Annotated in this window: 22 protein-coding genes; 3 read left to right on the forward strand and 19 right to left on the reverse strand. The window is 29.9% G+C overall.

Annotated features, from left to right (window positions below):
- Positions 1-2 precede the first annotated feature (2 nt).
- From V8G69_RS00170 to V8G69_RS00200, 7 genes are read right to left on the reverse strand one after another with little or no spacing between them, the layout of a single operon-like run.
- Positions 3-365, reverse strand: coding sequence for an MmcQ/YjbR family DNA-binding protein (locus tag V8G69_RS00170; RefSeq protein ID WP_394879633.1), 363 nt, complete (start codon positions 363-365; stop codon positions 3-5).
- Positions 365-763 (reverse strand): GNAT family N-acetyltransferase, encoded by a 399-nt coding sequence (locus V8G69_RS00175; RefSeq protein ID WP_394879634.1) that lies wholly within the window; start codon positions 761-763, stop codon positions 365-367. The genes V8G69_RS00170 and V8G69_RS00175 overlap by 1 nt, the downstream gene beginning before the upstream one ends.
- Positions 741-1112 (reverse strand): DUF4260 domain-containing protein, encoded by a 372-nt coding sequence (locus V8G69_RS00180; RefSeq protein ID WP_394879635.1) that lies wholly within the window; start codon positions 1110-1112, stop codon positions 741-743. The genes V8G69_RS00175 and V8G69_RS00180 overlap by 23 nt, the downstream gene beginning before the upstream one ends.
- A complete protein-coding gene (locus V8G69_RS00185; protein WP_394879636.1) occupies positions 1113-1862 on the reverse strand; it encodes a cyclase family protein in 750 nt (249 codons plus the stop codon).
- Positions 1862-3010 carry a radical SAM family heme chaperone HemW gene (gene hemW / locus V8G69_RS00190; RefSeq protein WP_394879637.1) on the reverse strand — a complete coding sequence of 383 codons (1149 nt, stop codon included), beginning with the start codon at positions 3008-3010 and terminating at the stop codon, positions 1862-1864. Before hemW ends, V8G69_RS00185 begins: the two co-directional genes overlap by 1 nt.
- Positions 3010-3564 carry a crossover junction endodeoxyribonuclease RuvC gene (ruvC, locus tag V8G69_RS00195; protein WP_394879638.1) on the reverse strand — a complete coding sequence of 185 codons (555 nt, stop codon included), beginning with the start codon at positions 3562-3564 and terminating at the stop codon, positions 3010-3012. The genes hemW and ruvC overlap by 1 nt, the downstream gene beginning before the upstream one ends.
- The gene (locus tag V8G69_RS00200; protein ID WP_394879639.1) at positions 3561-4214 is read right to left on the reverse strand and encodes an outer membrane beta-barrel protein; all 654 of its coding nucleotides are present in this window, start codon (positions 4212-4214) and stop codon (positions 3561-3563) included. Before V8G69_RS00200 ends, ruvC begins: the two co-directional genes overlap by 4 nt.
- A gap of 26 nt (positions 4215-4240) precedes the next feature.
- Here V8G69_RS00200 and V8G69_RS00205 point away from each other — a divergent pair, with 26 nt between their 5' ends.
- Both V8G69_RS00205 and V8G69_RS00210 read left to right on the forward strand, forming a co-directional pair.
- Positions 4241-5206 (forward strand): lysylphosphatidylglycerol synthase domain-containing protein, encoded by a 966-nt coding sequence (locus V8G69_RS00205; protein ID WP_394879640.1) that lies wholly within the window; start codon positions 4241-4243, stop codon positions 5204-5206.
- Positions 5203-6348 (forward strand): glycosyltransferase, encoded by a 1146-nt coding sequence (locus V8G69_RS00210; RefSeq protein WP_394879641.1) that lies wholly within the window; start codon positions 5203-5205, stop codon positions 6346-6348. The genes V8G69_RS00205 and V8G69_RS00210 overlap by 4 nt, the downstream gene beginning before the upstream one ends.
- Before the next feature lie 58 nt (positions 6349-6406).
- On the opposite strand, the gene V8G69_RS00215 is transcribed toward V8G69_RS00210, so the two are convergent.
- The 4 genes from V8G69_RS00215 to V8G69_RS00230 all read right to left on the reverse strand — a co-directional run bounded on the left by V8G69_RS00215 (position 6407) and on the right by V8G69_RS00230 (position 10232).
- Positions 6407-6883 carry a hypothetical protein gene (locus tag V8G69_RS00215; RefSeq protein ID WP_394879642.1) on the reverse strand — a complete coding sequence of 159 codons (477 nt, stop codon included), beginning with the start codon at positions 6881-6883 and terminating at the stop codon, positions 6407-6409.
- Positions 6884-6991: 108 nt separating this feature from the next.
- A complete protein-coding gene (locus V8G69_RS00220) occupies positions 6992-8620 on the reverse strand; it encodes a M56 family metallopeptidase (RefSeq protein WP_394879643.1) in 1629 nt (542 codons plus the stop codon).
- Between the two features lie 2 nt (positions 8621-8622).
- Entirely contained in the window at positions 8623-8982 is a 360-nt protein-coding gene (locus V8G69_RS00225; protein ID WP_394879644.1) for a BlaI/MecI/CopY family transcriptional regulator, read from the reverse strand.
- A 2-nt stretch (positions 8983-8984) separates the two neighbouring features.
- Positions 8985-10232, reverse strand: a complete 1248-nt coding sequence (locus tag V8G69_RS00230; RefSeq protein ID WP_394879645.1) for an alpha/beta hydrolase-fold protein — start codon at positions 10230-10232, stop codon at positions 8985-8987.
- 173 nt (positions 10233-10405) lie between these two features.
- Here V8G69_RS00230 and V8G69_RS00235 point away from each other — a divergent pair, with 173 nt between their 5' ends.
- Entirely contained in the window at positions 10406-10909 is a 504-nt protein-coding gene (locus tag V8G69_RS00235) for a DUF456 domain-containing protein (protein ID WP_394879646.1), read from the forward strand.
- Between the two features lie 205 nt (positions 10910-11114).
- Here V8G69_RS00235 and V8G69_RS00240 read toward each other — a convergent pair whose 3' ends face one another.
- The 8 genes from V8G69_RS00240 to V8G69_RS00275 form a co-directional block, all read right to left on the reverse strand.
- The gene (locus V8G69_RS00240; RefSeq protein WP_394879647.1) at positions 11115-11792 is read right to left on the reverse strand and encodes a DNA-binding response regulator; all 678 of its coding nucleotides are present in this window, start codon (positions 11790-11792) and stop codon (positions 11115-11117) included.
- Between the two features lie 13 nt (positions 11793-11805).
- Positions 11806-13824, reverse strand: coding sequence for a tetratricopeptide repeat protein (locus V8G69_RS00245; protein ID WP_394879648.1), 2019 nt, complete (start codon positions 13822-13824; stop codon positions 11806-11808).
- Between the two features lie 118 nt (positions 13825-13942).
- Entirely contained in the window at positions 13943-14098 is a 156-nt protein-coding gene (locus V8G69_RS00250) for a hypothetical protein (RefSeq protein ID WP_394879649.1), read from the reverse strand.
- A gap of 373 nt (positions 14099-14471) precedes the next feature.
- A complete protein-coding gene (locus V8G69_RS00255; protein WP_394879650.1) occupies positions 14472-15482 on the reverse strand; it encodes a LacI family DNA-binding transcriptional regulator in 1011 nt (336 codons plus the stop codon).
- A 248-nt stretch (positions 15483-15730) separates the two neighbouring features.
- Positions 15731-20686, reverse strand: a complete 4956-nt coding sequence (locus V8G69_RS00260) for a LamG domain-containing protein (protein WP_394879651.1) — start codon at positions 20684-20686, stop codon at positions 15731-15733.
- 278 nt (positions 20687-20964) lie between these two features.
- Entirely contained in the window at positions 20965-22215 is a 1251-nt protein-coding gene (locus tag V8G69_RS00265; protein ID WP_394879652.1) for a YaiO family outer membrane beta-barrel protein, read from the reverse strand.
- A 14-nt stretch (positions 22216-22229) separates the two neighbouring features.
- Complete coding sequence (locus V8G69_RS00270) at positions 22230-24653, reverse strand: sulfatase-like hydrolase/transferase (RefSeq protein WP_394879653.1); 2424 nt, start codon at positions 24651-24653, stop codon at positions 22230-22232.
- Positions 24654-24678: 25 nt separating this feature from the next.
- Positions 24679-26109 carry a glycosyltransferase gene (locus tag V8G69_RS00275; protein WP_394879654.1) on the reverse strand — a complete coding sequence of 477 codons (1431 nt, stop codon included), beginning with the start codon at positions 26107-26109 and terminating at the stop codon, positions 24679-24681.
- Position 26110: the final 1 nt, after the last annotated feature.

Here is a 26110-nt window from a genome sequence, read left to right on the forward strand (position 1 = left end):
CACTAAATTAAATTATCTCTTAATTTTTTGGGCATCGATTTAACAACCATATCGTAACTATGATCTATAAGCTTTAAAATGAGCTTAGCAGAAAGCTCTCCTTTGTAAATTAAAACAGAATTCCAATTTGTTTTGCTCATGTGCCAACCTGGTTGAATACTTTCATATTCCTCACGTAACTCAATGGCATAATCTGGATCGCATTTTAAGTTAACCCATCCTTCACCTGCTTCCCATTTTTCCAGAGGAAACAAGGCAAACATTTTACCTAAAACTTTAAAAACCAAAGTATCTGCATCAAAAGGAAACTCTTCCGTAACGGCTTTTTTGCTAAGACAGTAATCTCTAAGTTGCTCTATATCCATTATAAAAGTCTTTCCATTAATTTTTCAGGATGCTTTAATTCTGTAAATTCAAATTGCTTGTACAGATTATGAGCATCTTTTGTTTTAAGCATCCAAACTTTGCATGTGCTTAATTGTGGTTCTTCAATAATTGCTTTCATTAATTGTTTTGAGTAGCCTTTTCCCCTATTTTCAGGAAGGATAAAAACATCCATTAAGTATGCAAAAACTGTATAATCTGTAGCGACTCTTGCAAAACCGATTTGATTGCCATCTAAATAAACTCCAAAACACAAACAATGTTCTATTGTTTTTTTAACTTCATTAATAGTTCTCCCTTTTGCCCAATAAGAATCAGTTAAAAACGCATGAATAACTTCTACTTGAAGTTTACTTTTATCTGTTGAAATTTCTATCATTCTTACCGATTTTTCCTAAATGTGTGTCATGAAATGAAGAACTATATTTTAATCCATATCCAAATATTCTATCAAAAGAAGCATGCGAAAATAATATTAAACCAAAGAGTTGGGTTAATTGATTATTAAAATAAATCCCTAATAAATAAACTAAAATTGCAATCCCTTTATGATGAAACAAATTATAAGTGAATCCACCAATTTTAGAGTTGACTATATACCCTAACATGCTTACATCGGGAGTTAAAATCAGCACTAAAAACCACCACCAACTAAAGTGCAATCCTGAAAAAAGGTAAATACCTAATACAAACATTCCTAATTCTTCTAATTTCAGTGTCGTTTTCAATTATTCCATAATTTTATATAAAACAGGTTTACTAGGCGTTGCGTCGTTTTCAAAAGGCGCAATTTGAAGGTTCAAAAAATAAGTGCCGTCATCAACAGAGTTTGGCACAAAAATAAACTCGGTTATTGTTGCATCCATTCGTAATTTCCCACTAGTATTCCAAAATGCATTATGCGCTAACAATTCACCATCGTCTTTTTCTTTATCCACGCTTGGTAAATCTATAAGCAAATGTTTAATGTCTTTTTCTTTCAAATAAGTCGCAGCTTCTTCATTTATATACGGCGGATTAGTATGGCTATACTGCATTGAAAGTTTTTCCTTTGTGTTTGGAATCGTTCTTATTACAATGGCATCTCTTTTTTTATTACCCAAAGCATACTGCAATTGTTTTTTAGAAATCACAAAATCACCGTTAATTTTTTCCGGTGGAATTGTTACAACTTCAGCTAAAAAGAAAAACTGTTTTAAATGTTCGTTAATAGAATGCACTTTTTCAGTAATATGTCCTACGCATTCTGTATGTGTTCCGTGACCATGCGGATTAAAATAGATGTTATTGAAATTAATACAAGCACCTTCTACAACACTTGCAATCCATTCGCCATCTCTTACTGGCTCTATTTTGGGCTCATCAATATACCAAGCATTTACATTGGATTTTGATGCTCTTAACGGAATGGAAACATCTAATGGTTCTAATAAATTAATTTGATATTTTTTTGAATTATATTGTATTGTCGCTAGCATTATAAATTTATTTTAAATAGATCTGAAGCAATTCCGTCACTCAAGAATTTTCCTCTTTTTGTGACTAATAATTTGTCGTTATCAAGATACAAAAAATCATTTTTCAAATGATGCTCTGCTTGCTTTAAAAGATGATTTTTATAACCAATTCCAAAATCCTCTTCAACCTTTTCTAACGATACGCCCCAAACGGTTCTTAAACCTGTCATCACATACTCATTATACTTATCTGTTAAAGATAATTTTTCAGCTTCTGAAGGCAATATATTTTGCTCTATTGAATTAATATATTTTGAATTGTTCCTCACGTTCCAACTACGTTCATTACCATTGAATGAATGTGCTGAAGGTCCAATTCCCAAATAAGGTTTACCAAGCCAGTAAGCTGAATTATTTTTGCTGAAAAACTCTGGTTTTCCAAAATTTGAAAGTTCATAATGTACAAATCCGGAAGCTTCCAATTTTTCAATTAACATATGAAATTGTTCTTGTGCCAAATCATCATCAACGTTATTAATAATTCCTTTTTTAATGAAATTATCTAGGGCGGTTTTTGGTTCAACCGTTAGCGCATAACTTGAAATATGTGGAATATTATAACTTAAAGCTGTTTCAATATTTTTTATCCAATTAGAATGGCTCAAGCCCGGAATTCCATAAATTAAATCAACCGAAATATTATCAAAATGTTTTGTGGCTTCCTGTAAACATGCTTTCGCTTCCTCAGCATTGTGAGCGCGATTCATAAGCTTTAAATCTGCTTCAAAAAAAGATTGAATACCAATACTTAAACGATTTATTCCTAATGCTTTGTAGTCCTGAAAAATTGTCCTTTTTTCATTTTTAGCTGATGATAAATCATCTGGATTTGCTTCTAAGGTAATTTCAGGATTATCTACAACTTTATAATATTTATAAACCGCATCAATCAACAATTGCAATTCGTCAATATTTAGTAAACTAGGTGTTCCTCCACCAAAATAAATGGTTTCAACAGTTTGGTTATTAAATTCATCTTTCCTTAAAAACAATTCTTTAATCAATGCGTCAACAAGTTCCTTTTTCTTTTTTAAAGAAGTAGAAAAATGAAAATCACAATAGTGACAAGCTTGCTTGCAAAATGGTATATGAATGTAAATTCCAGACATTATTTTTTTACCCTATCTTCATTCTGTTTAACAAACGCACTCCAACCTGTATAGCTTTTACCAATCTCTACTTTACCTTGATTGTAAAAATGACAAACCGCAGCTGCCAAACCATCGGTTGCATCTAAGTTTTTAGGCAAGGTTTTTAAGTTTAATAAACTTTGAAGCATTTTTGCGACCTGCTCCTTACTGGCATTTCCGTTACCAGTAATGGCCATTTTTATTTTTTTTGGAGAATATTCGGTAATTGGAATTTCACGGCTCAATCCTGCGGCCATAGCAACACCTTGAGCTCTACCTAATTTTAACATACTTTGTACATTCTTTCCAAAAAAAGGTGCTTCAATGGCAATTTCATCAGGATGATGTGTGTCAATAAGTTCTATGGTACGTTCAAAAATGAGTTTCAGTTTTAAGTAATGGTCATCATACTTTTTTAAATCCAACTCATTAAGTTGCATGAAATACATAGTTTTCCCAACCACTTTTATGATTCCGAAACCCATAATGGTTGTTCCCGGGTCAATACCCAATATTATTTTTTCTTTACTCATCTATAACAATAACAGTTATTACCACCACGACGTCCAAAAGAATATGATAAGCCAACAGAGGCGTAAAGTAAATCGCCATAAAATGAATATTCCGGATAATCTTCATCATAAGTTCCCATTTTTAAAGATGAACAGGCATATGAAATGTCTCCATACACTGTAAGTGTTTCAGAAATTGCATAATGAAGTTCTACACCTGCTAAAACGTTTACAAATGAAAGATGATTATCAGAATAATCTCCAGAAGGTTGTGTGAAACTGATACCAGGACCCGCATGTGCCACCACACCTATTTGTTTTGGCAAAAAACCAAAGGTATTTGAAAAATCGTAAACCAATTGTGCATTTACCCTTGAATAATTTAGCTTGAATTCCTGAGATTCTGGAGCACTTGATGACCTATTAAACCCAGCATCTAACTTTATTCCCAAGTTATTTAAAAACATATATTGTAAACCTGCATTTATTGATGGAAAATTAATGTAATTGGTATAATACCCTGGATATTCGCCATTATCAATAGGATTATTAACACCTATAGCTAACTGTAATCTCCATTTGTAATCGTTGTTTTGTGCAAATACTAAGGCTGACATTGAAATAAACACCAAAAACAACTTGAACTTTTTCGTTTTAAATTTTGAGGCCATATCATATTAATGATTTAATTTGCGTTATGGGTTTTGAGGGACTTTCAAACAAAAATAAGCATTTCTTCTTTGTGCTTATTAAAATAAGCATTGTTGTTGTTGCTTTTTATTTTATATATGAAAAACTAACAAAAAACACTGATTTAGAATTTTCTATTTTTGGTCAAATTTCAATGAAAAACGATGTTTTTTTAATAAAACACATGTTTTTTTTGTCTTTTTTAACCATTTTTAATTGGTTTTTTGAAGTTTTAAAATGGAAAGAATTAGTGTCATCTATTAAAAAAATCTCTTTTAAAAAAGCTTTTGAACAATGCCTTGGATCATTAACAGCTTCGTTATTCACTCCTAACAGAATTGGCGAATATGGTGCTAAAGCTTTATATTACACCAAGGGTTATAGAAAACAAATTATGCTAGTTAATCTGATTAGTAATTTATTGCAAATGAGCATTACCTGCATTTTTGGAATTATTGGATTGTTTTTTCTTGATCAAGCTCATGAAATTAGCATGAATAAATGGCCTATGATTTTATTGGTCAGTGTTATTTTAACAACATCAATTATCTTGATAATTAGAAGAAATCGTTATTCATTTAAAGGGTTTTCTTTTGAAAAATTGAAAAATTTCATGTCGAATTTCTCTAAAAAAAGTGTGGCTCTAGGCTTATTATTTTCATTATTTAGATATGCTATTTTTTCATTTCAGTTTTATTATTTATTAGTTCTTTTTGGTTGCGAAATAAGCTATTTTAATGCTATGACATTTGTTACGAGCATGTATTTTTTAGCTTCAATAATTCCTTCCATATTTATTTTTGATGTAGTTGTAAAAGGAAGCATAGCTGTATTTTTATTTTCATTAATAGGTGTTACCGAACTAGTTATTTTAAGTATTGTAACAATTATGTGGATATTTAATTTTGTGCTACCAAGTATTTTAGGAAGCTATTTTGTCATTCGTTTTAAATTACCAACTCTGGCAAGATGATTTTAACCATAAGTCTTATTTCTATTATTTATGTCCTTTTAATTGGAAGCTTTGTTTATGGTTTTGAAAAAGTAAAAGGATTTAAATTAATCAATCTCCTATCAAAAACTACGTTTTCAATTATTATTCCTTTTAGAAATGAAGCTGAAAATTTATCAGAATTGTTGGAATCAATCAATCATTTACAATACCCAAAAACCCTTTATGAAATTATTCTTGTTAATGATGAATCTGAAGACGATTCAGAAGCAATTATTAAAAACTTCCTCAATACAAATTCCATAAAAGCAAATGAGAAACAACACAACATTACGCTGATTAACAATGTAAGAATCACAAATTCTCCTAAGAAAGATGCTATTACAACAGGAATAAATTATGCAAAAAATGAATGGATAATTACTACTGATGCCGATTGCATACTTCCTGTATTTTGGTTAAACAGTTTTGATGAATTTATTCAACAAACAAACACTTATTGTATTGCAGCTCCAGTTAGTTATGAATTAGAAAACACATTCTTAAACAAATTTCAGGCACTCGATTTTTTAAGTTTACAAGGAGCTACTATTGGTGGTTTTGGCATAAACCATCCTTTTTTGTGTAATGGCGCTAATTTTGCTTATAGAAAAGACACTTTTTTCGAAGTCAATGGTTTTGAAAACAATACTAATATTTCTAGTGGTGATGATATTTTTTTACTTGAAAAAATAGTTAAAAAGCATCCAAAACAAGTTCACTTTTTAAAATGTGAAAAAGCGATTGTCAAAACATTATCCCAAAGAACCTGGAAAGAGTTATTAGCTCAAAGGATTAGATGGGCAGCCAAAACAAGTTCATATAATAATTGGTTTGGTAAGCTTACTGGCTTCGTTGTTCTTCTTATGAATTCAATAATAATTATAGACATCATACTAACGCTTACATCATTATTAAATCCAAAGATTCTTTTTTACATTCTATTTATTAAATTTAATATTGATGTTCTTTTAATATATAAACCTGCTACTTTTTATAAGCAAAAAGGGGTTTTAAAAAGTTTCTTTTTCGCATTTATTGTTTATTCTTTTTTTAGTGTTTTTGTTGCTTTTTTATCATTATTTAAAGGTTTTAAATGGAAAGACAGAAGCTATAAAAAGTAAAAAGCTTTTGTTTATTTTTTTCTTGATTTTGACTTAGGTTACAAATTTGAACTGTAATTTAATTTACATTAATAATTACTGGCAATGTGAATTCTGTTTTAACCTGTTGTCCGCGTTTTAGCGCTGGAAAAATTTTAGGCAACGAATCTAAACCATTAGTCAATAGTTCTTTAATGTTTGGTATTTCTTGATTTGTTAAAGAATCCATTTTTAAATTTACCAACGATAAAACACCCGTTTCTGAGATTTGAAGTTGAAGTAACAAAGTATCTTTGATATCTTGAGACACAACAATCGTGTCTTTTTGTAAAGAATTAGTAATATGAGTTGTTAAAAAAGTTTCAAAACATTGTTCTCTTTCTTGTTTTGTAGCAGAAGAATCGCATACAGAAAATGAAGGATATTCATCTACCTCATTCCAATTAAAAGTTTGTAATTCTTCTTTTAAAATAGCTTCAGAAGATGTTTTTTTTACTTTAAAATACTCACAAGACATGAGCGTTAAGAGGGACAAAAAAACACAAATTTGTTTCATGGATTAAAACTGAAACCGAAAAGTACAATTTTTTTAGATTTTTTTAACTTTTAAAATTAAAAACCGAAGAATGACTTCGGTTTTTAATCTATAATATTTTTAAAAGAACTATTTTTTTTCTTTCGTTGTTTCTGCAACCATAAAAACAATTGGCAATGAATAAGGTACCGTAACAACTTTCCTTTTTTGTTTACCAGGAATCATTTTAGGAAGCGCTTTAATAACCCGAATAGCTTCGGCTTCTAATGCTGGATGTAGTGCTCTTGAACGTACATCAACAATATCACCATTTTGATTAATTTTAAAAATAACGCTAATTTGTTGTCTGCCTACCAACCCATTTTCTTTTCCAATGCTTGTATTAAAGTTCTTATTTACAAACATTGAAATTTCATTAGACATACATTTTTTTTGTTCTATGTTGGAAGTTAATGATTCACAACCTGGAAAAATAGGAACTTGTTCTACAACTCCAAAAGGCACTTCTACATTAGATTCAACGTCTGCAAAAAATGGATCATTAAATCCATTATCACTGGTTAAAATCAATAATTCTTTTAAAGTTTTGTTTTCTTCTTCAGAAATACTTCCTTGCATTTGAATTTGCTCAAAAACATCACTTATTTTTTTCGTTAAGTCAGTTTTTGGTTCTTTAGAAGTATAGGCTTGTACTTCATTAACTAAATCCATATCCAAATCACTTTGCTTAGCTATTTTCAATAATAAATTTAAACCTCTATCTTCCTCTTCATTAGTATTTCCTTGTACTTGAATTTGGCTTTTAACGGCTTTTATTTTTTGGATTAATGGGCTATCCTGAACTATTTTACTTTCAGGCTGGATTTTCTTTTCTTGCGAATATAAATTCTGAACGCAAGATGTGTAAACCAACATTCCTAAAACCATAGGGATTAATAGCGCATACTTTAATAAATTGACTTGATTTGATTTCGTTTTTTGCAACATAATGATTCGTTTTTTGATTAATGATTGTTTAAAAAATGGATTGATGAATGATATATTTTTGGTCTCAAAAACCTGAGATAACAAATTTTGATAGTATTCTGATTTATTTTGATGTTTTACAGCGCTTGCATCTGCAATAAATTCATGGAGCACCATTATTTTATTTTGATACATGTACACTAATGGATTAAACCAAAACACAATACGCAATACTTCAAAAAACAATAAATCGAGTGTGTGCTTTTGAGTAACATGAACTATTTCGTGCTTTAAAATAGATTCCTTTTCTTGTTCACTTAAACGCTCTCCTAGAAAGATATAATTAAAAAACGAAAAAGCCGCAGAGCTATTTATTAGACTAACAATATTAAAAAGTCCAATTTTACTCTTTGGGTTTTTATATAATAACCATACAATTTTGGTGATTTTAAAAATCAATAATAAGGTAGCAATCAAGACTCCAATGTAAAATAAAATATCCCATGAAAAACCTGATTGAGTTTGTGTGCTAATAGTTTCTATTTGTATCTGATTAGCATTAAGTTGTGGTTGATTCCCAATAAATATTTCTGGCAGGTTTATGATATATTGTTGTGGAACAACATCCTTAAAACCATCTATTTTAATAAAAGGCAGCACAATAGATAATACAGCCGTTGAAAGAAGATATAATCTGTTCCAATTAAAAAAAGTCTCTTTCTTTAAAAATGTATCATACACTAATAAAAAGAATATCTGAAAGGCTATGGTTTGTATAATATAATGTAGCATACTTATTCTTTTTTATTGATTTCTTTTAATATGGATTCCATCTCGTTTAAACTAATGTCATTCTTCTTTACAAAAAACGATACCATACTTTTAAAAGAACCTTGAAAATAATTGTCTACCAACTTATTTATGGATTGGTTGCTATAATCTTGTTGTTTAACTAATGGAAAATAAATATGCCCTTTCCCTTCTTTTTCATAACCTACAAACCCTTTGCTTTCTAAAATTCTAACAATTGTTGAAACCGTATTGTAAGCTGGTTTTGGTATTGGAAATTCTTTTATAATGTCCTTTACATTGGCTTTTTTAAGTTGCCAAAGTATTTGCATAATATCTTCTTCTGCTTTTGTAAGTTGTTTCATTTTTATTTATTTTTAAGATCTTCCATTCTTTTTTTATAAATATCATTTCCACTCAATTCATAAGCCTTTGTTACAAATTGTAATGCTTTTTCAATATCCTTTTGAGATTCGTAAAAATCTGCCATTGAATCAAAGGCATTGGCACTTGATGGGTAATATTGAATGGCCTTTTCAAAGTACATTTTTGCTTTTTCTGATTGTTCCATATCCATATTCATATACCCGGACATGTTTAGTAGTTCCTCTGGATATGGAGGCTCTTGATATCCAAAATGATCATTAAGCTTTTTTGCTCTATAATTTATTATACTTAACAACTCCTCTTTTGGAGTATCAAATGAATTTATTTTATCGGTATTCTCCATTTGATACCATTGAAAAAGAGAAATTAAACCATCCATAATAGATGGAATAGGAATAGTGCCATGTATATCTCTAGGATAAAATTTCCATTCAAAAGACAATCCATTTTTTTTATTGCTTTTAACCGCATTTGAAAAAGCAATATTTGATCGAGCAAACAAAGTAAAATCAGTAGTGTCCTGCATTACATTTTCTATAGTGATTTTTGAATTTTGCATATGTAACTGCCCACTCAAAGACATAAACATTGCTTTGTTTTCAAAATTCATAGTTGCAAGTGAATCTTCAGTCTGTTTTAATAATTTTTGCTCATCCCAATCCAAACTCGGATCTATTACCAAATAGTTATCAAATAACTTTGGCTTATTGATTAAAGTGTAAATAGCAAATAAACCACCATAAGAATGACTGATTAAAGTTCTAAAATTAGTCACAGAATATTTGGTTTCTATAAAAGGAATTAGTTCTTTCTCTAAAAATTTACTAAAGTTAGCAGCTTCCCCATTAACTTCATTAAATGGCATCCCATATTTAGTTGTTATAGTAGATGTTGTTAAATCTCTCGTTCTATTCTTAACATTAGAAATGCCAACGAGTACCATTTCTGGCATATATCCACCACTGTAATAATCATGTACATTGCTAACAGTGGGCAGAAACATTTCGCCATCTAAAATAAAAACTACAGGGTATTTTTGGTTTTTTTCAGGGTTGTAACTAGTTGGAACTTGAACATAAATTTCTCTTGATTCTTTTAGCACTTTTGAGTATAAGCTATCCAAAACACCAACTTTATATAAATAATGCTTGCTTGCTTGTCCACTCGCCTTTTGTTGGAAAAAAACAATAAGGGCAGTAATTAATATTACCTGAATTCTATTTATCATTTGATACTTTTTGCTTTTGAAATCATTGAATAAATCTCAACATCTATTCAACTAAGTTTTTAGTTTAATTATTCAAATATAACTAAATATTTAGTTTAAACTAATTTTTTAGTTAAAAACTGTAACAAACATTTAATACCTTAGACCAATAGGTGCAACATTTTAAATTTTACATGGATATTATTCTTATTATCATTTCAGCATTATTTATTTTACTAGGATTGTTTGGAAGTGTTTTACCAATTCTTCCCGGACCACCTTTAAGTTGGTTAGGCCTATTAATTCTGCATCTTACTAAAGCGGTTCAAATGAATACTACTTTGTTGATAATAACAGGAATTATAGCTATTATCATTTTTGTTTTAGATTATATTATACCTGCTGTAGGAACCAAAAAGTTTGGCGGCAGTAAAGCAGGAATGATTGGCACATCTATTGGATTGGTTGTTGGATTAGTAAGTCCAATACCAGGAGGAATTATTTTAGGCCCATTTATTGGAGCGTTTATTGGTGAGATGATAAATAAAAATGATTCTAAATCAGCAATTAAAGCTGCCTTTGGATCATTCATAGGTTTTATTGCATCAACATTTATAAAATTTATTGTTTCAATAATTTTTTTAGGAATTTACATCAATACTATCTGGGAATATAGAGAAAGTATATTTACTTTTTAAAAAAAGGAACCCTGTGGGTCTCTCACCTCCACAGGGTCAATGTAAATTGCTATTGCCAACAATAAATTGAGGGATTAATTAATTTGAAGTGTTGACTTTACAAAATTAAACCTTTTATTCCAATTCAAAGTACGGTAAAACCGTAACCAAACATTTTAATTGAAAATATTTGTAAGGTAATAAGTACGCTAAGAATTTTGATTTTTTAAAGAATAAATCCTCTTTTTCTGGCCTCCTTTATAAGTGTTTCATCCTGACCATCGTCAATAAGAAAAATTTCCTTGAGTTGTTTTTTTCGTTTTTCAATGGCACTTAAAGAGATATCTAAATGAGCTGCAAGGCTTTTATTTTTCGCTCCTTGCGACAATAAATAAAGTATCTTTCTATTCTTGTCATCAATCACAATATCACTTTCATTGGTTTTTCTTAAATGACTGTTTACAGTACCACTATAAAAAGGTGGATTATGGAGTACTGCCTGAAATGCACTTGCTAATTCACTGGAAGTTAAATCGCTCTTTATTAAAAATCCTTCAGGATTAATAGTCTTTATTATATTGTGAATTCTATAAGATTCATCAAACATAGTTAAAATGATTACTCTTGCTTTTGGCAAAATTTTTCGAGCATAAATTGCTAAATCTTCACCAGAGTTCATTAGTCCGTCTTTTGATGGTGGCAAACTAATATCTACAAAAAGCACTTGATATGGTCTGTTGGTTTTAACAGATTTATCCATAAAAGCAACGGCTTCATCACAATTATTTGCAATGTCTATATCTAAAATCTGACTTTCTTTTTTGGTGAATTGCAATGTGTTTTGATACCCTTCAATAATCATTGGATGGTCATCAATCATTAATATTCTTATGGTTTCACTCATTGCCATTAATAAGTTAGGTTGGGATTTTTATTTGAACCATAGTTCCTTCATCTTTTTTAGACTCAATACTAAGTTCTCCATTAATTTCATTGACCCTAGAGTTCATGTTTTTTAAACCTATTCCTGCTTTTGCTTTATTAACATCGAAGCCTGAACCATTATCATTTATCGATAATAAAATTACATTATTTTTCAGTTCAATCGAAATTTTAATTAAAGATGCTTTTGCATGTTTATAAATATTATGCAATGATTCTTGTATTATTCTATACATGTGAATTTTATTTTTATTGGAAACATCATCCCAATTTATTGAATCTTTACAATCAAATTCATAGTCTAACTCATATGCTTTGGTTTGAGTTTCTAACAATGATTTAACGATATCCAAGAAGCCCGATCCTGATATAAAATCTGTATTTAATTCATGCGAAACTTTTCTAATATCGTTTTCAATATTTTTAAGATCTTGAATGTATCTGCTTCTTGTCTTTATAGCCTCTTCACTTGAAGCCATATTCAAACTATCTAAACTCAATCTAGTACCAAATAAGCGACCTAAAACACCATCGTGTAATTCTTGAGAGATATTTTTCTTTTCTAAAATCCTTGCCTCTTCAATTTTTTCTTGTTGCGTAAGCATGAGGTTATAAATTTCTTCATTGGCTTCTTGCTGCTTTTGCACAAATTTCAGCTCATTGTTTTTAGCTCGCTGTGTGATGATTATATAAATCAATAAAGCTGAAATCAATAAAATAATCGAGATGACTGTAAGCCATAGTTTTTCTCTGACAATCTGGATATTTTTTTGTTCGATTTCCTTGGTCTCAAAACGGATTCTAGCAAATTTGTTCCTAATGGTTCGTTCGTTTTTAACCAAACTATCATTAAGCTTTATATATTCATTATAATACTTTACTGCTATACTATCATCCTCTATTTTAGAAAGTAATAGAAGAGATTTTAATAAATCATCATTATGGTAGGCTTTTGAAATATCCTTAGCTCTATAAGCATAATATTTAGCTGAATCTTTTTTATTATAGTCATCATAATATTGGGCCAAATGTTGGTTAATTATAATGGAATTATAACTTGCACCTATACTATCACATATTTTTAAAGCTTTTAAATATAGACCTGGTAATTCATTATAGTTTTTTGATAAGTATAAAGTATTTGCATAATTATCAAGTATTGTAGCATACACATCTGGCCTGCTTTTTACTAAATCTTTATTTTGTAAAATTTGATTATAATTTTCTAAAGCTAATTTATATTGTCTAGCACTTTTATAAGCAAGTGCTAAATTATTTAATGAGTTCTCAATAGTTGCCTGATTATCTCCTTCTAACCTCTTTTTTAATTCAATAGCTTTTTTATGGTACTTTATAGATTCATCATATTGTTCGAGTTGATCAAAAACTAATCCGAGGTTATTATATATATACGATTTAAGCTTTATAACACTATTTATTTCTTCTAATTGATTTAAATGGGAAATAGCTTCAACAGAGGTTACTTCACTACCTATAAAGTCTTTTTCATTTTTCTGTAGAACGGCTATATTTAATAAAACCATTGTTGTGTTATAATCATCTTTTAATGATTTAAACAACTTTTCAGTCTTATGATAGTAATAATAAGCACTATCACTCTTGTTGAAAAGTTTATAGTAATCTCCTAAATTAAAATTTATTTCAGCCAATGCTGAAGAATCCTTTATTTTAGAAGCAACTTTTAAATTTTCATCATTAATCTTTTTAAATAAAATAAGTTGTCTATTTTCATAATATATTGAAGACAATTGTAAATTAACTTTTATAATTAAAGAATCTATTCTATTAGATAATACAATTTGTTTAGCTTTTAAAATATATGTCAACCTATCTTCATTACTATATTTGTCCCCGTCTTTTGATTTTAAAAGATATGTTTGTAGACTGTCCGCTTCTAGCTTGGATTGAGCATGAACAGACAAAAAAGCTAGACTGCAAATTAGTAATATTAAAAAAGGAGATTTTATATTCAATGACTTTCAATTAATATATAATCTCAAATGTATCTATAATTTTTTAATTTTTATAAATATAAAAAGCTCTTCACATTATTGTAAAGAGCTTTTTAAAATATTTTGATAAGTTAAATTATTATCTTCCTGTTTCATCAATACCACCTCCAGTAAAGGTAGTTGTGTTATCGGTTGGAATTATTAATACATCATCTTCATTTAAATCTTGTTTTGTACATGAAGAAAGAGTTGCTAAAACAACAGCTAAGATTAAGGTAATTTTTAGGGCTTTCATATCTATTCAATTTTAAGGTTATACAATTTTTCTGTTAAAAAATTTTTTTTAAATAATTTAAATACACTAAAGACTTTGAAATCAAAATCTTAACAGAGGGAAAATGGATAATTAATTTAAAATCGAATGCACAAAAGCACATACAGATTTTTATAAAATATTTTTTGAGGGATTGACATTGCTGCCTATAAATGGATTAATTTTTCTTAATAAACTTAGGGAATAATTTTTGCGCTTATTAAGACTGCTAATATAGGACAAAATACATAGCAAACAAAAATTTAAACGATTAAATGTATTATTTTATCGATAAAATGTATTTTTAATCATTTATTATCGTAAAATAATCGACGAAATGCACTTTTAAAAAACATTAAGATAGCGTAGAACCTCCATTAATTAAACTAGTTTTTATTATCCTAGTTGAAAAATCTTGTTCACTCTGAGATTTATTTGTCAGTCTTTTTATAAGTAGCTGAGCAGCACATGCTCCAATATCTTTTGCATGCTGACGTATAGTCGTTAATTTTGGAATACAGTGATTAGACATTGCATTACTAGAATACCCAATAACCGAAATATCTTTTGGAACTTTAAGCCCAATATTTAAAGCAACGTTAATCGCAATAACACCTGAAGAACTATCGGCAGATATCACACCATCAATATCTTTATTTTCTTTTAGAAATTCATTTATCTTTTTCTGAATATCATCAAATCTACTAACTCTTAAAATATAAGGCTTCATATTAGATTCTTCTGCTATTGCCTTTAAATAGCCTTTCTCCCTTAACTTACCCACACTTAAATCGTCAATACTGCTAAAAAAGGCTACATGCTTTCTATTTTCATTTATTAAACTTTTAGTTGCATTATAGGTTGCTTCATAATCGTCAACAATAACCTTATCGCACAACACATCATTTGCAACCCTATCAAACATAACGATTGGCAAACCTTGATTAATTGCTTTAACAAAATGAGACGTTTCATTTTTAATTTGAGTTTCCTGGGCAACCGCTAAAATAAATCCGTCAACACTTCCATTTGCTAATAATTGCAAACTACTTATTTCCTTTTCCAACGATTCATTGGATATGCAAGTAATAATATTATACCCATTGTTTGTAGATTCTCGCTCTATAGCAAACAAAACTTTTGCCAAAAAATGATTTAATATATCTGGAATAATAACACCTATGGTTTGTGTTTTGTTTTGCTTTAAACTCAACGCTACTTTGTTAGGCTTATAATTGTAAAGAGCCGCTAACTCTTTTACGCGTTTAACAGTTTCTTCTCCAATTTCTTCACTGTTATTTAATGCTTTTGAAACAGTGGATATTGAGACATTTAACTCTTTTGCTAATTGTTTTAAGGTTACCATACTATTAACACGTTGATTTAATACCCGCAATTTACTAAAAAACCTAGTTTATAAATAAGAAAAGTAAAAGTTTAAAATTAATTTATTTTGAAGAAAATTATTTAAAAAAAATAAAAAGTGCTTCTTTAAAAAGAAGCACTTTTTTAGCTATTAATCTTAATAATACTTAAACTTAGAATTAAAGTTGTAAAATTAAAATTAACAATTATATAGTTGTGTAACATTTGTTACATAACTATATAATTACTCTATTTAATTATGATTTTTTTATTAATAATTCCCATATCTGTTTTTAATTGGATAATATAGGCTCCAGTACTAACGTGAAGTGGTATTGAAAGTGTATTTGAAAATCCATTAAAAGATGCTATTTTTTGTCCCATTAAATTAATTAGTACTCCTTCTGAAACTATCGTTCCTGATTTCATATTAATGGTTAAGCTAGAAGACTCAAATTTATAAAAAACAGAAGCTAATTTAGCTAAATCTGGTTTGCTAGTCTGTAGCAAATTTTTACTATTAGGATAAGAAGATTTAAAAACAAGTTTAAATCTATCATTATATTTACCAGCATCTAAATGCATACTAAAAGGCTCATTGTTAATTTGATAGATTTCTCCCGTTATTGAATCTTTAATATATATTGCTTTAGAAGAATCAATATTCTGAAGAGCATCCAACTTTATTCTTACTAATCCACCTTTTTTTACGACAAGACCCAATGAAAATTCCTGTGTATCACTAAAATCACCAACTCCTTGAATCACAAACTTACCTCCATTAAAATTCCAATACATATCTTCTTCATTAACATCGGCCATAAACGCATCGTATCCTAAATCAAATCCCTTTGAAGCCTTTTCATTTGCACCAATAGTAATTTGCCTATGATAGCCCAATGGTGAATCATACATTAACCAAATTACTGGATTATCATTTTTATTTGTTTCTGTTGTTGTTTTTGATGTTTTCTTTGATGAAGACTTCATAAATACAGATGTTGAACCATCTTCAGTAGCAAAAACACGTTGACTATTTTTAAAAATAATATCACCCCCATCAACAGTTAATATTTCTGTTGGAGGATCATTATCATTATAAAAACCGTCAAGAGCAGTTGACACAAAGAAACCTTGATTTACAGGTATGTATTGACCAGGAATTTTTGTTCCTGTAGATAGATTATCATTAATTCTACTATCATTTGATATTGCAACAGCTCCTCCTGTTAAGTTTCTAGTTGCATAACCTCCTACATAACCATTTAAAACATGAGTGTTTGTTTGACCAAAATGATCCCAAAAATATAGAGCTCCATTAAAAACAGTTCCACTTGTATTGTTTCCACCATCATCTACACTTAAATTATCTAATATAAACTCGGTCGCATCAATTGCTGATGGGTATGGATTTCCAATTAAACGATCAACTTCACCAGAACTTTTATTTAATTTTAGTTTAATGTCTCCATTATAAGGCAAACCTTTAAATACGTAATTTTGATCACTTGAAATTACTGCAGAGCCAGAACTTCCTTTCATTGTAAAACCTTCTCCAGCTTTAAGAGACGTGTTTTGATTAATTTTAATCCAAGAATTGTAGTTATTGGTAGGGCCATAAAATTTATACATCCAATAGGTACTTATCGTAATAGGACTTGTAGGTGTATTTGAATCGGCAGCCTTGGAACTTGAATTAAATGTGATGGTTTGATAAGAAGATGATGATGTTCCATCAAATAAAACACTTGAAATAGTATAATTTGGATTAGAGCTGGAAACACCTATACCATTAGTAGATGAGTTGCCAGAAATAGGACTTACTGACGATGTCCAATAATTATAATTAAAACCATTAGCCGTTCCTTGTTGATCCCTTTCAATATATCCACCACTATCGGCATCTAAAATACTCCCTTCGGTTTGTATCAATTGAGATTGACCCACCAAATCTATTACTCCATCCAACTCTAAATAGTTTGTTATAGTTAATGAATGACCTGAATTTGTTTCATCTTGTGGAGATGGCAATGGATCGGCAATAGTTATAGTTCCTGAATTATTTATCAATCCTAGAAGTGTAATATCCCTATCTCCAGAATAAATATCATGGTTTGTTTCAACAATATTCCAATCTATATAAGTAACACCATCTAAGCTAAGTGAATTAGGCAAAACATTATCTGTACCATACATCCAAGTTCCAGCATCATCCCAAGCTCCGTTAGAAGCTGAAATATATGGAAGTGCTATTGTTTGATCTTCAACAATCTCTTTGTTTTTATTTAAATATTTTATCCTTAAAAAGTTATTGTTGTCTGACAAACCTTCAACAGTTGACCCACAATATGAGTTAAAATCATAATAAGCTCTTAATTTACTCCAAGGAATCGTTGCTACTTCATTACTCAATGAAGACTGTGGAATAATTTTACCAGTTACGAAATCGCCTGTTCCTTTTTCCACTTCTTGATTCATCAGATATCGCACTTGATTTTCATCTAAACCTTGATCCCATACATAAACCTCATCTATATCACCCATAAAAGGATTAGTAATAGTATTCTTATCAACATACAAAGCACCAACTGAAAAATTATTGTAATTTGGAGAGGGAGCTACAACATTTAGTTCAGATTTATCTAATACACCATCTACATACAAGAAAATTGTTCCACTATTATACACAAAGGTTATTTGGTGCCATTTCCCATCATTCAATTCCATAGTTGAAGTAAACTCTGGTGTTATATCATCATCTACCATAACTTCTACTTGATCAAAAACATTTAACCTCAATTGCAACTTGGTTCCTTTAGCCATAATTGTTCTTGTACTAGCATTTGAAGCACTCTTAACCCAAGCAGAAATTGTAAAATCGTTAATATTTAAATTTAATGCTGATTCACCAACTAAATAATCTCCAGAAGCTATATTAATACTATGTACTTGATTCAGTTTTGCGGCTCTACCAAATGTAAAATACTTGGTACCGTCAAAATCGTACCAAGTTTGTAAATCAGTTCCATTGTAAGATTTTAATGGTAAAACATCTATAATATCATTATTTCCAAAGCCATCGTTATCAGCAACAATCAAAACATATTCTTCATCTGTTCCCAACGAAAAACCACTAAAAGCATCACTTGGAATTGAAACATAGACATTTCCAACATCGCCTCCTGAAACTGATTCTTTGGATTCTACTATTTTCCATTTTCTATCAATTCTTGTTAATGATGTTGTAATTCCAGAAGCTATTGAAACAGTGTTTGTATTTAACCCTGTATAGGAAGCATTATTAGAACCCCAAACTAAAAAGTCTCCATCTTCATTAAACTCGTTAGTATTTGAGCTATTGGTTGTAAATATGCCATTTAACCCAACTGTTACCTCGTTAGTAGTATTTAATGTTTTTGATTGCTTTTGGTTTAAATCTGAGATAGAATCTCTACCTATACCAGCAACATGATAATTATATCCTGAATTCGCCGAAATATCCCAAATCTTGGTTCCAAACGAATTAATATAATCTTTTTCAGCTTCATTTGAACCTCCTAGCGTTATACCATATTTAATTGCCAAATAGGATTCTATTTTTTGTCTATCAGCATCAGAAACACGTTCAGCAAACGTAAAAATTTCGGCAACACTTCCATTAAGATTACCGAATGTGGCGTTAGCATTTTTACCTATTATATAAGGTGTTCCATAAATTACATCTGGATATGGAACAGTGTCAACATAACCCACATTTTCAAAAGTTGATATGTTTTTGGTTGAAGATAAAGCATCGTCAATACTATTATAGAGTATTCTCATTCCATCAGACACTGTATTTGTCTTATTTCCAGCATTAACAATCCCAGCAGTATCATATGTCCTACTTGATGATGCAGGCAATGCATAATAAGGATTTGATGCTGAAGAACCTTGATTGTACCACAAAAGCTCTCCTGTTAAATTAGAAGTAAAGTCTCCCATACCTATACCTGTAACATCGTTCACATCATCTACATAGTTTTCTGAAGCAATAATGTCAGAAATAGATCCTGAAAATATTGTCATTCCAGTTGATGAAGTAACATCAACATCTGATTTCATTACAATAAAGATATCTTGACTATAAAAACCATTATCGTTATTATATAAATACTGATTTAAAGTACTTCCATCGTTTTCAAATTTAATAACTGGGTTAAAATTGATGTTAGAAGCCACATTGTCCAGATATGTTGGTTCTTTACCAGAATCTGCTATAGCATCTTTAGCATTGGTACCAATATCGGCCCACTTAGAAACTTTTGAACTTCCATCTTTTGTTATACCTCTGGTAGTTTTTAACCAAAGTCTAAAATCGGCAGTAATACCACCAGGCCCTGGTATATTATAATTGAACATTTCAGCACTCACATCAAAAGTAAAAGTTGTATTTGCTGTATTTGTAACAGTTATTGTTGATGTTAAAGTGCCAGACCCGCCTATTGGGGCCAAAAATGTAACTGGCAATATAACATAAGTTCCTGCATCTATAGTTGTTGTAAAAAAAGAAGGTGTGTAATTTGGCAACAAAACATATGGTGGCACTGTAAAATCACTCAACGAACTAGTTATAGAAGAGATATCAAGAGGGCAACTACCTGTATTTGCAATAATAAAATATCTATTTACTGATGCTCCTCCATCAACAACTCCAAAATAAGTGCCATTTGTTGAAGATGTAGTAGTAGAACCATCTAAAATATCTGCTGAAGGACTACCACCTAAAACATTTATTTCAGGCGATCCTTCTATAGAAAATGTAAAAATAAAATTAGGATCTTTTTTAATCTCAATATTTATATCTGTTAATGCTGCACAATTACCACTTATGTTGGTAATTGTAAAATCAATGTTTTTAGGATTTCCTTTACAATCATTTGTGTACACATGTTTAGGCACTTTGTCGTTAGACAAGCTAAAATCAGTTGTGTTAGTGATGCTTATGTCATCAATTTTTACTAAATCACAGTCAGTCCTTATATTAGTGATTCTAAACGAAATTGAATTTCCAGCTGTAATTTCTATTGTTGAATTATAAGCTACCGTGTTGCCTCCAATAATTTCAACTTGTATGTCGCTTTGCGAAAAGCCAATAAAGTTAAAGAACAAAAAAATTAAGGCATAAACAATCTTAATAGAGGTTGAAAGGAATAGATGCTTCATTTATAGAGAGTATTTAAAACAATTTACCCTCCAAATGTAATATAATATTTTAAATAATCACGATAAAGTGCAAAAAAAATCGATTAAATGTATTTTTTTACATTATTTTTCTTTATTTAATTAAATTATCCCTGTTAAAAACAAAAAACTAATAACAGAGTTGTTCAATTTTAACGATTTTAAATAAATTATTCTTTATTAGCTACTTAGTAAGAAATATTTTGTAAACTTTTTTTCATCTTACATAAAAGTAAGCAATTTAAAATGTTATGAAAAAATTATCTAAATCTCATATCCCAAGATAATGACAGAGAATAAATCCAAAAATAAGCACCTGGATCAAAGCTGATTTCTTGATGTGACACTCCTGTTTGGATACCCCATGCATTTTTGTTATTTTTAGTAGTAAAATAATACCCGAAATTTAGTTTTTGTGATTTTAGTTTAACAATAGCATTTTCTTTACCTTCAAACTCAAACCTATATGTTTCTGGAGAAAATCCAATTCCGGCATCAATACTAAAATAATTTTCCGAGTCACTTCTATATGTTCTATAAACTAGAGTTCCTGATTTACTTGAGCCAGAATCACTTGGTGTTATATACGTACGAAATGACCAAAAATTATTTCCTGTATACCAGCCTAAAGAACCTGTATAAATGGTTGTTGTAGAACTATATTTTAAAGCTCTGAACCCTGTTGAAACTTCAAGACCAAAAGGTAAAGACTTATATAATTCTGCACCATACCTCATATCAGGATACAAAAATGTATTGGCTAACCCAAAATTGGCATAGGCATACAAACCTTTCGTAATTCTAGGATAAAGGTCAACCTCAAATTGCACTCCTGTAGAATTAAATCTGTTACTTATATTGACTTTAGTATGAAAACTACCAAATTTTGTTCGTCTACTATACTTAATCAAATAATATTGCATAGGATCAAACACTTCTGAATAAATATCAACGGATGCTTTAAATCCAATGTCATTCTGCCTTAAATCTTTTAAAAGACTTTCTTTAAACGATAAGGCATTTTCATGGTTGGGATTGGATTTCAAAATAGTCTCTAATGTTAACAAAGCTTCTTCCTTGTTGTTTGATTTCTCTTCTGCACTAGCTCTTAAATAAAGTATCTCAGCATCATTTGGAAAACTTTTCAGTGCCTTATTTACCAATTCCAAAGCACTATATGGTTCTTCACTATACATTTCATTTTTAATAGCTGCCTCCCAAGTATCAAGTCTATCAGGATCGTTTCTTAATACTTTCTCAAATTCTTTTTTGGCTTTTTTATAGTCGCCATCCCAAGAATATGTGCTTGCTAAAAAAGATCGAATATCATTATAATTAGGATATTTTGTAAGTATTGATAGCAACGTATCCTGTGCTTGTTTACGCTTCCCATTAAAAGCTAATTCTCTAGCAACTTCAAAGGCTCTATCAGGATCACCCTTAAAAGTTATTTGCTGTCCGTAGGAGCAAAAGCTTAATAAAAAAATAATTATGTAGATATGTTTTTCCATCTTATTGGGTAACTTTAATTTAAAGTATTTTTAAATGTTACATATTCTTTTTTATCTGGATATATTTTAATGATACTATCCATAATTTGATTGGCTTTAACCACCTTTTTCATGCGCTCATAGGCTTTTGCCATTTTGAATCCCAACACTGGATCTTGGATACCATTTGCCAACCCTTTTTTAAATGCTTGTTCAGATTTTTCTTCTTGATTTGACCACCAATACAAATCCAACAATGCCAAATAACTGTCATAGTAATATGGTGATCTTTTAATAACATTAAGGAGCTCAGTTTCAGCATTTATATAGTCACCTTCCCAAGCTAATGTTCTTCCTTTTAAAGTACGGGCATCTGAGTGATTTGGTAATTCATTTAAAATATAATCACAAAGAAGTCTTGCTATTTTATAGTCTTTTTTAAATGCCTCTTCCCTTGCTATTTGAAAAGATTGATCAAAGTTTAATCCTTCTATTAGCTTATTAATTGTTTCTTGTTGGGTTTCTGAAAACTCTACTTTTGGCTTAATGTAGATGTTTAATGAGTCTGGGTAAATCTTATTCCTTTGGGTTACATAAGCATTAAGCCTTTTGAATTTCAATAAAGAATCTGCCATGATTTCTTTAAGTTCGTCTTCCTTTACCTTATAGGTGCCAAAATTCTCATTTATCTTATACAGTTCTCCATCAGAATACAAATAATCTTTAAACATAAAATCACTTATACTGCCTTTATAACGCATTAAGGGTATTTTATGGATATTTCTAAATTGTCTTACTGTATCAAGCCCCTCTCCCATCCAAGCTATTTCTTCAAGCTTATTAAACTTGTAATTGTTCATTAAAAATGCCAATAAACTTGGGGTTATATCCCAATGTGATGACACAGACTTAAATGTTTCAGGTTTTTTCAACATGGGGCTGAAAATATACAATGGCACATGATACCTACACAACTTATCTTTTTGAGCTATAGGTATAAGCCTATGATCTCCTGTTATTATAAATATGGTATTATTGTATTCTTTACGCTTAGCATAGGCGTTCATAAAATCTTTAATAGAATTATCTGTATAATTTAAGCTTGCATAAATACTTTTGTTAGCTAAAATATCTTCTTTTGAAATATCAAATTTTTGATTTGAGTTTAATAAACTGTCTACCTTGGCTTCGTATTGTTCTTTTTCTGGAAACGTGAATGGTTCATGATTGGTAAGTGTCATTATAATATCCAATCTTGGTTCTTTTTTGTTATCTAAAGTAGATAATGTTTTTTTGAAAATTTCAGCATCAGGATATCCCCAAGAGAAACCTCCTGAATTAGCTTCCGTTTTAGTATATTCTGAACCATACTTATTTTCATCAATGACATCATCAATATCGTTATATTCTAAAAAATTGATTTTTTTATCAAAACTTGATTGGTCTCCAGAATAATATGATGTAGTATATCCATTGGCTTTTAACACACTAATTAGGGATACATAAGATGGTGTTTTTGATAGCTCTAGAAAGCCTGTTTCTCCAAAGGGTAACGAGGCTAATAATGATGGTAAAACTCCAAAGGTTCTTCCTGCCGAACTCACAAAATTTTTCCAATACAACGATTTTGAAATCAACGAATCCAGATAAGGTGTAAAACCACTATAGGCTTCATCACCAATAAATTCACTACCTAAACCTTCTACTATTACTATAACTACATTTGGTTTTTCTTCATTTATATTAAAAAATGGCGCCAACACATCGTGTGAATCACTAAATGGTTTCATCAATGGAAAATCTTCTCTGTTGAACAGATTGTCTCCATATAGATTGTTTTTCTCAGATTGAAATTTAATAATATCCTCAGCTAAATAAGCTAATTTATTTTGTTGTTCAATTTCAGAAACTCGTGAAACAATTAATTTTAAACTTCCTAATAGCAGTACAAAAACCACCCAAACCCCGATTAGCATTCTTCCGTTTACATTTTTTTTAATGATTGAATAGGAAACAAAGAACAACAAAGGAAACACAATAAATGGTAAAAAATAAAGAGCCGAAAAAGACTCTGATGCCATTATAGTTCTATAAATATCATTTAAAGAATACCCTAAAATATCAGACCCAAGATTAACCAAAGTTGTTAAGCTGTATTTAACGAGTGAAAATTGAGCAATAACGATTAACACAAAAAGGATATTAATAACAAGAAGTGCTCTGCTTTTAAAAAACACATCGAGTAAAAGGTAAAATGGAAATAACAATAATCCTATTATCAAACCAGCCCAGAAATCATTAATACATTTATATAAAATAGATAATCCAATGTTGGAAATAATAACCCCTGAAGTTTGCGAAAGAATAATATCAAAAATACTTATGCACCAAAAGACACAAATTAAAGCTAATGTTAAATAAGCATATTGATAACTATTATTATGTAACTTAAATCTCATTTAAAATAATTTATACACTTAAAAATCATACTGTTGTTAGTCCTTTTCTAACCATATCTCCCCATTTCTTATTCTTATTGAAATAATAGTCAATATTTCCTCTAATCGCCGCATACAAAATAAATGGGTGCAATACAAATGGCTCTATGGCACTTAATAAAATTAGCTTATAGCCAGTTCCCTTCTTTTTATATTGATGAAATGTTAACTCTTCAGAATATAATGCGGTAATAGAAAACAATACAGAAAATAAATAGGCTAGAATAAAAAATGATAAGGCATATTCCCAACGCACCTCTCTTAAAACCATTAAAATTATAAAATACAGTAACCCTACAGTTTCAATAATTGGAGCTAAGCGTTCAAAAATCAGCCAATACGGATAACTTAACGTGCCAAACCAACCGTATTTTGGGTTAAATCCTATCTTTCTATGTTTTCTTAAAGTTTCAATAGTTCCTCGTGTCCACCGGTTTCGTTGAGAAATAAATATTTTATAGTTTTCGGGTGCTTCTGTCCAGCACAATGGATCCGGAATATATGAGACTTTATATTTTTCTCCCTTTTCTTCCATATACCGACGCATTCGGACAATGATTTCCATATCTTCTCCAACCGTGTTAGTGTCATATCCTCCAACAGCAATAGCTATTTCTTTATCAAAAATCCCAAAGGCACCAGAAATTACCAAAAGGCCATTTAACCTACTCCATGCCATACGTCCAAGTAAAAAAGCCCTTAAATATTCTAAAATTTGAGATTGTACCAGCAGGTTTTTTGGCAGATTAACATCTATAAGTTTTCCTCCTTTTATTTCACATGAATTTGCAATTCTAATAACACCACCCGTTGCGATAACTTTTGAGCTTGTAACTTCCAAAAATGGTTTAATCATCTTTTGAAGTGCATCTTCAAGTAGCAAACAATCAACATCAATACATGCTACATATTTGTTAGTGCTAATATTAAGCCCCATGTTTAAGGCATCTGCTTTCCCACCGTTTTCTTTATCAACCACCATCAATTTTTCAAAGGCCGGATTTTTAGATTTAAAAATCCCAGCTCTCAAAGGCTTTGTTTTTATTTTTTCGTTTATAATGTAGTCTTCCCTCTCTAGATCATAGGCTTCAATAAGAAGCTCTAAACTGTTATCTTTACTACCATCATTTACAATGATTACATTATAATTTACATAATGATTTGATAATAAGGATCTTACATTTTCAACCACGTTCAAACTTTCATTATAAGCAGGTGCTATGATAGTTATTGAGGGCGACATGGTTGATGATAAAATATCCTTGTAATTAACAAAGCTCTTCTTTTTTATATACTCAATAGTTTCCTTTCCAGAAATCACTGATAAAATAATATATGATAGAATTGCCGCAAAAGCATACCCAAAAAATATGTAATGCAATATTTGTAATATGATATCAACTGAACTAGTATTCATT

The organism is Gaetbulibacter sp. M235 (assembly GCF_043876835.1).
GTDB lineage: Bacteria > Bacteroidota > Bacteroidia > Flavobacteriales > Flavobacteriaceae > Yeosuana.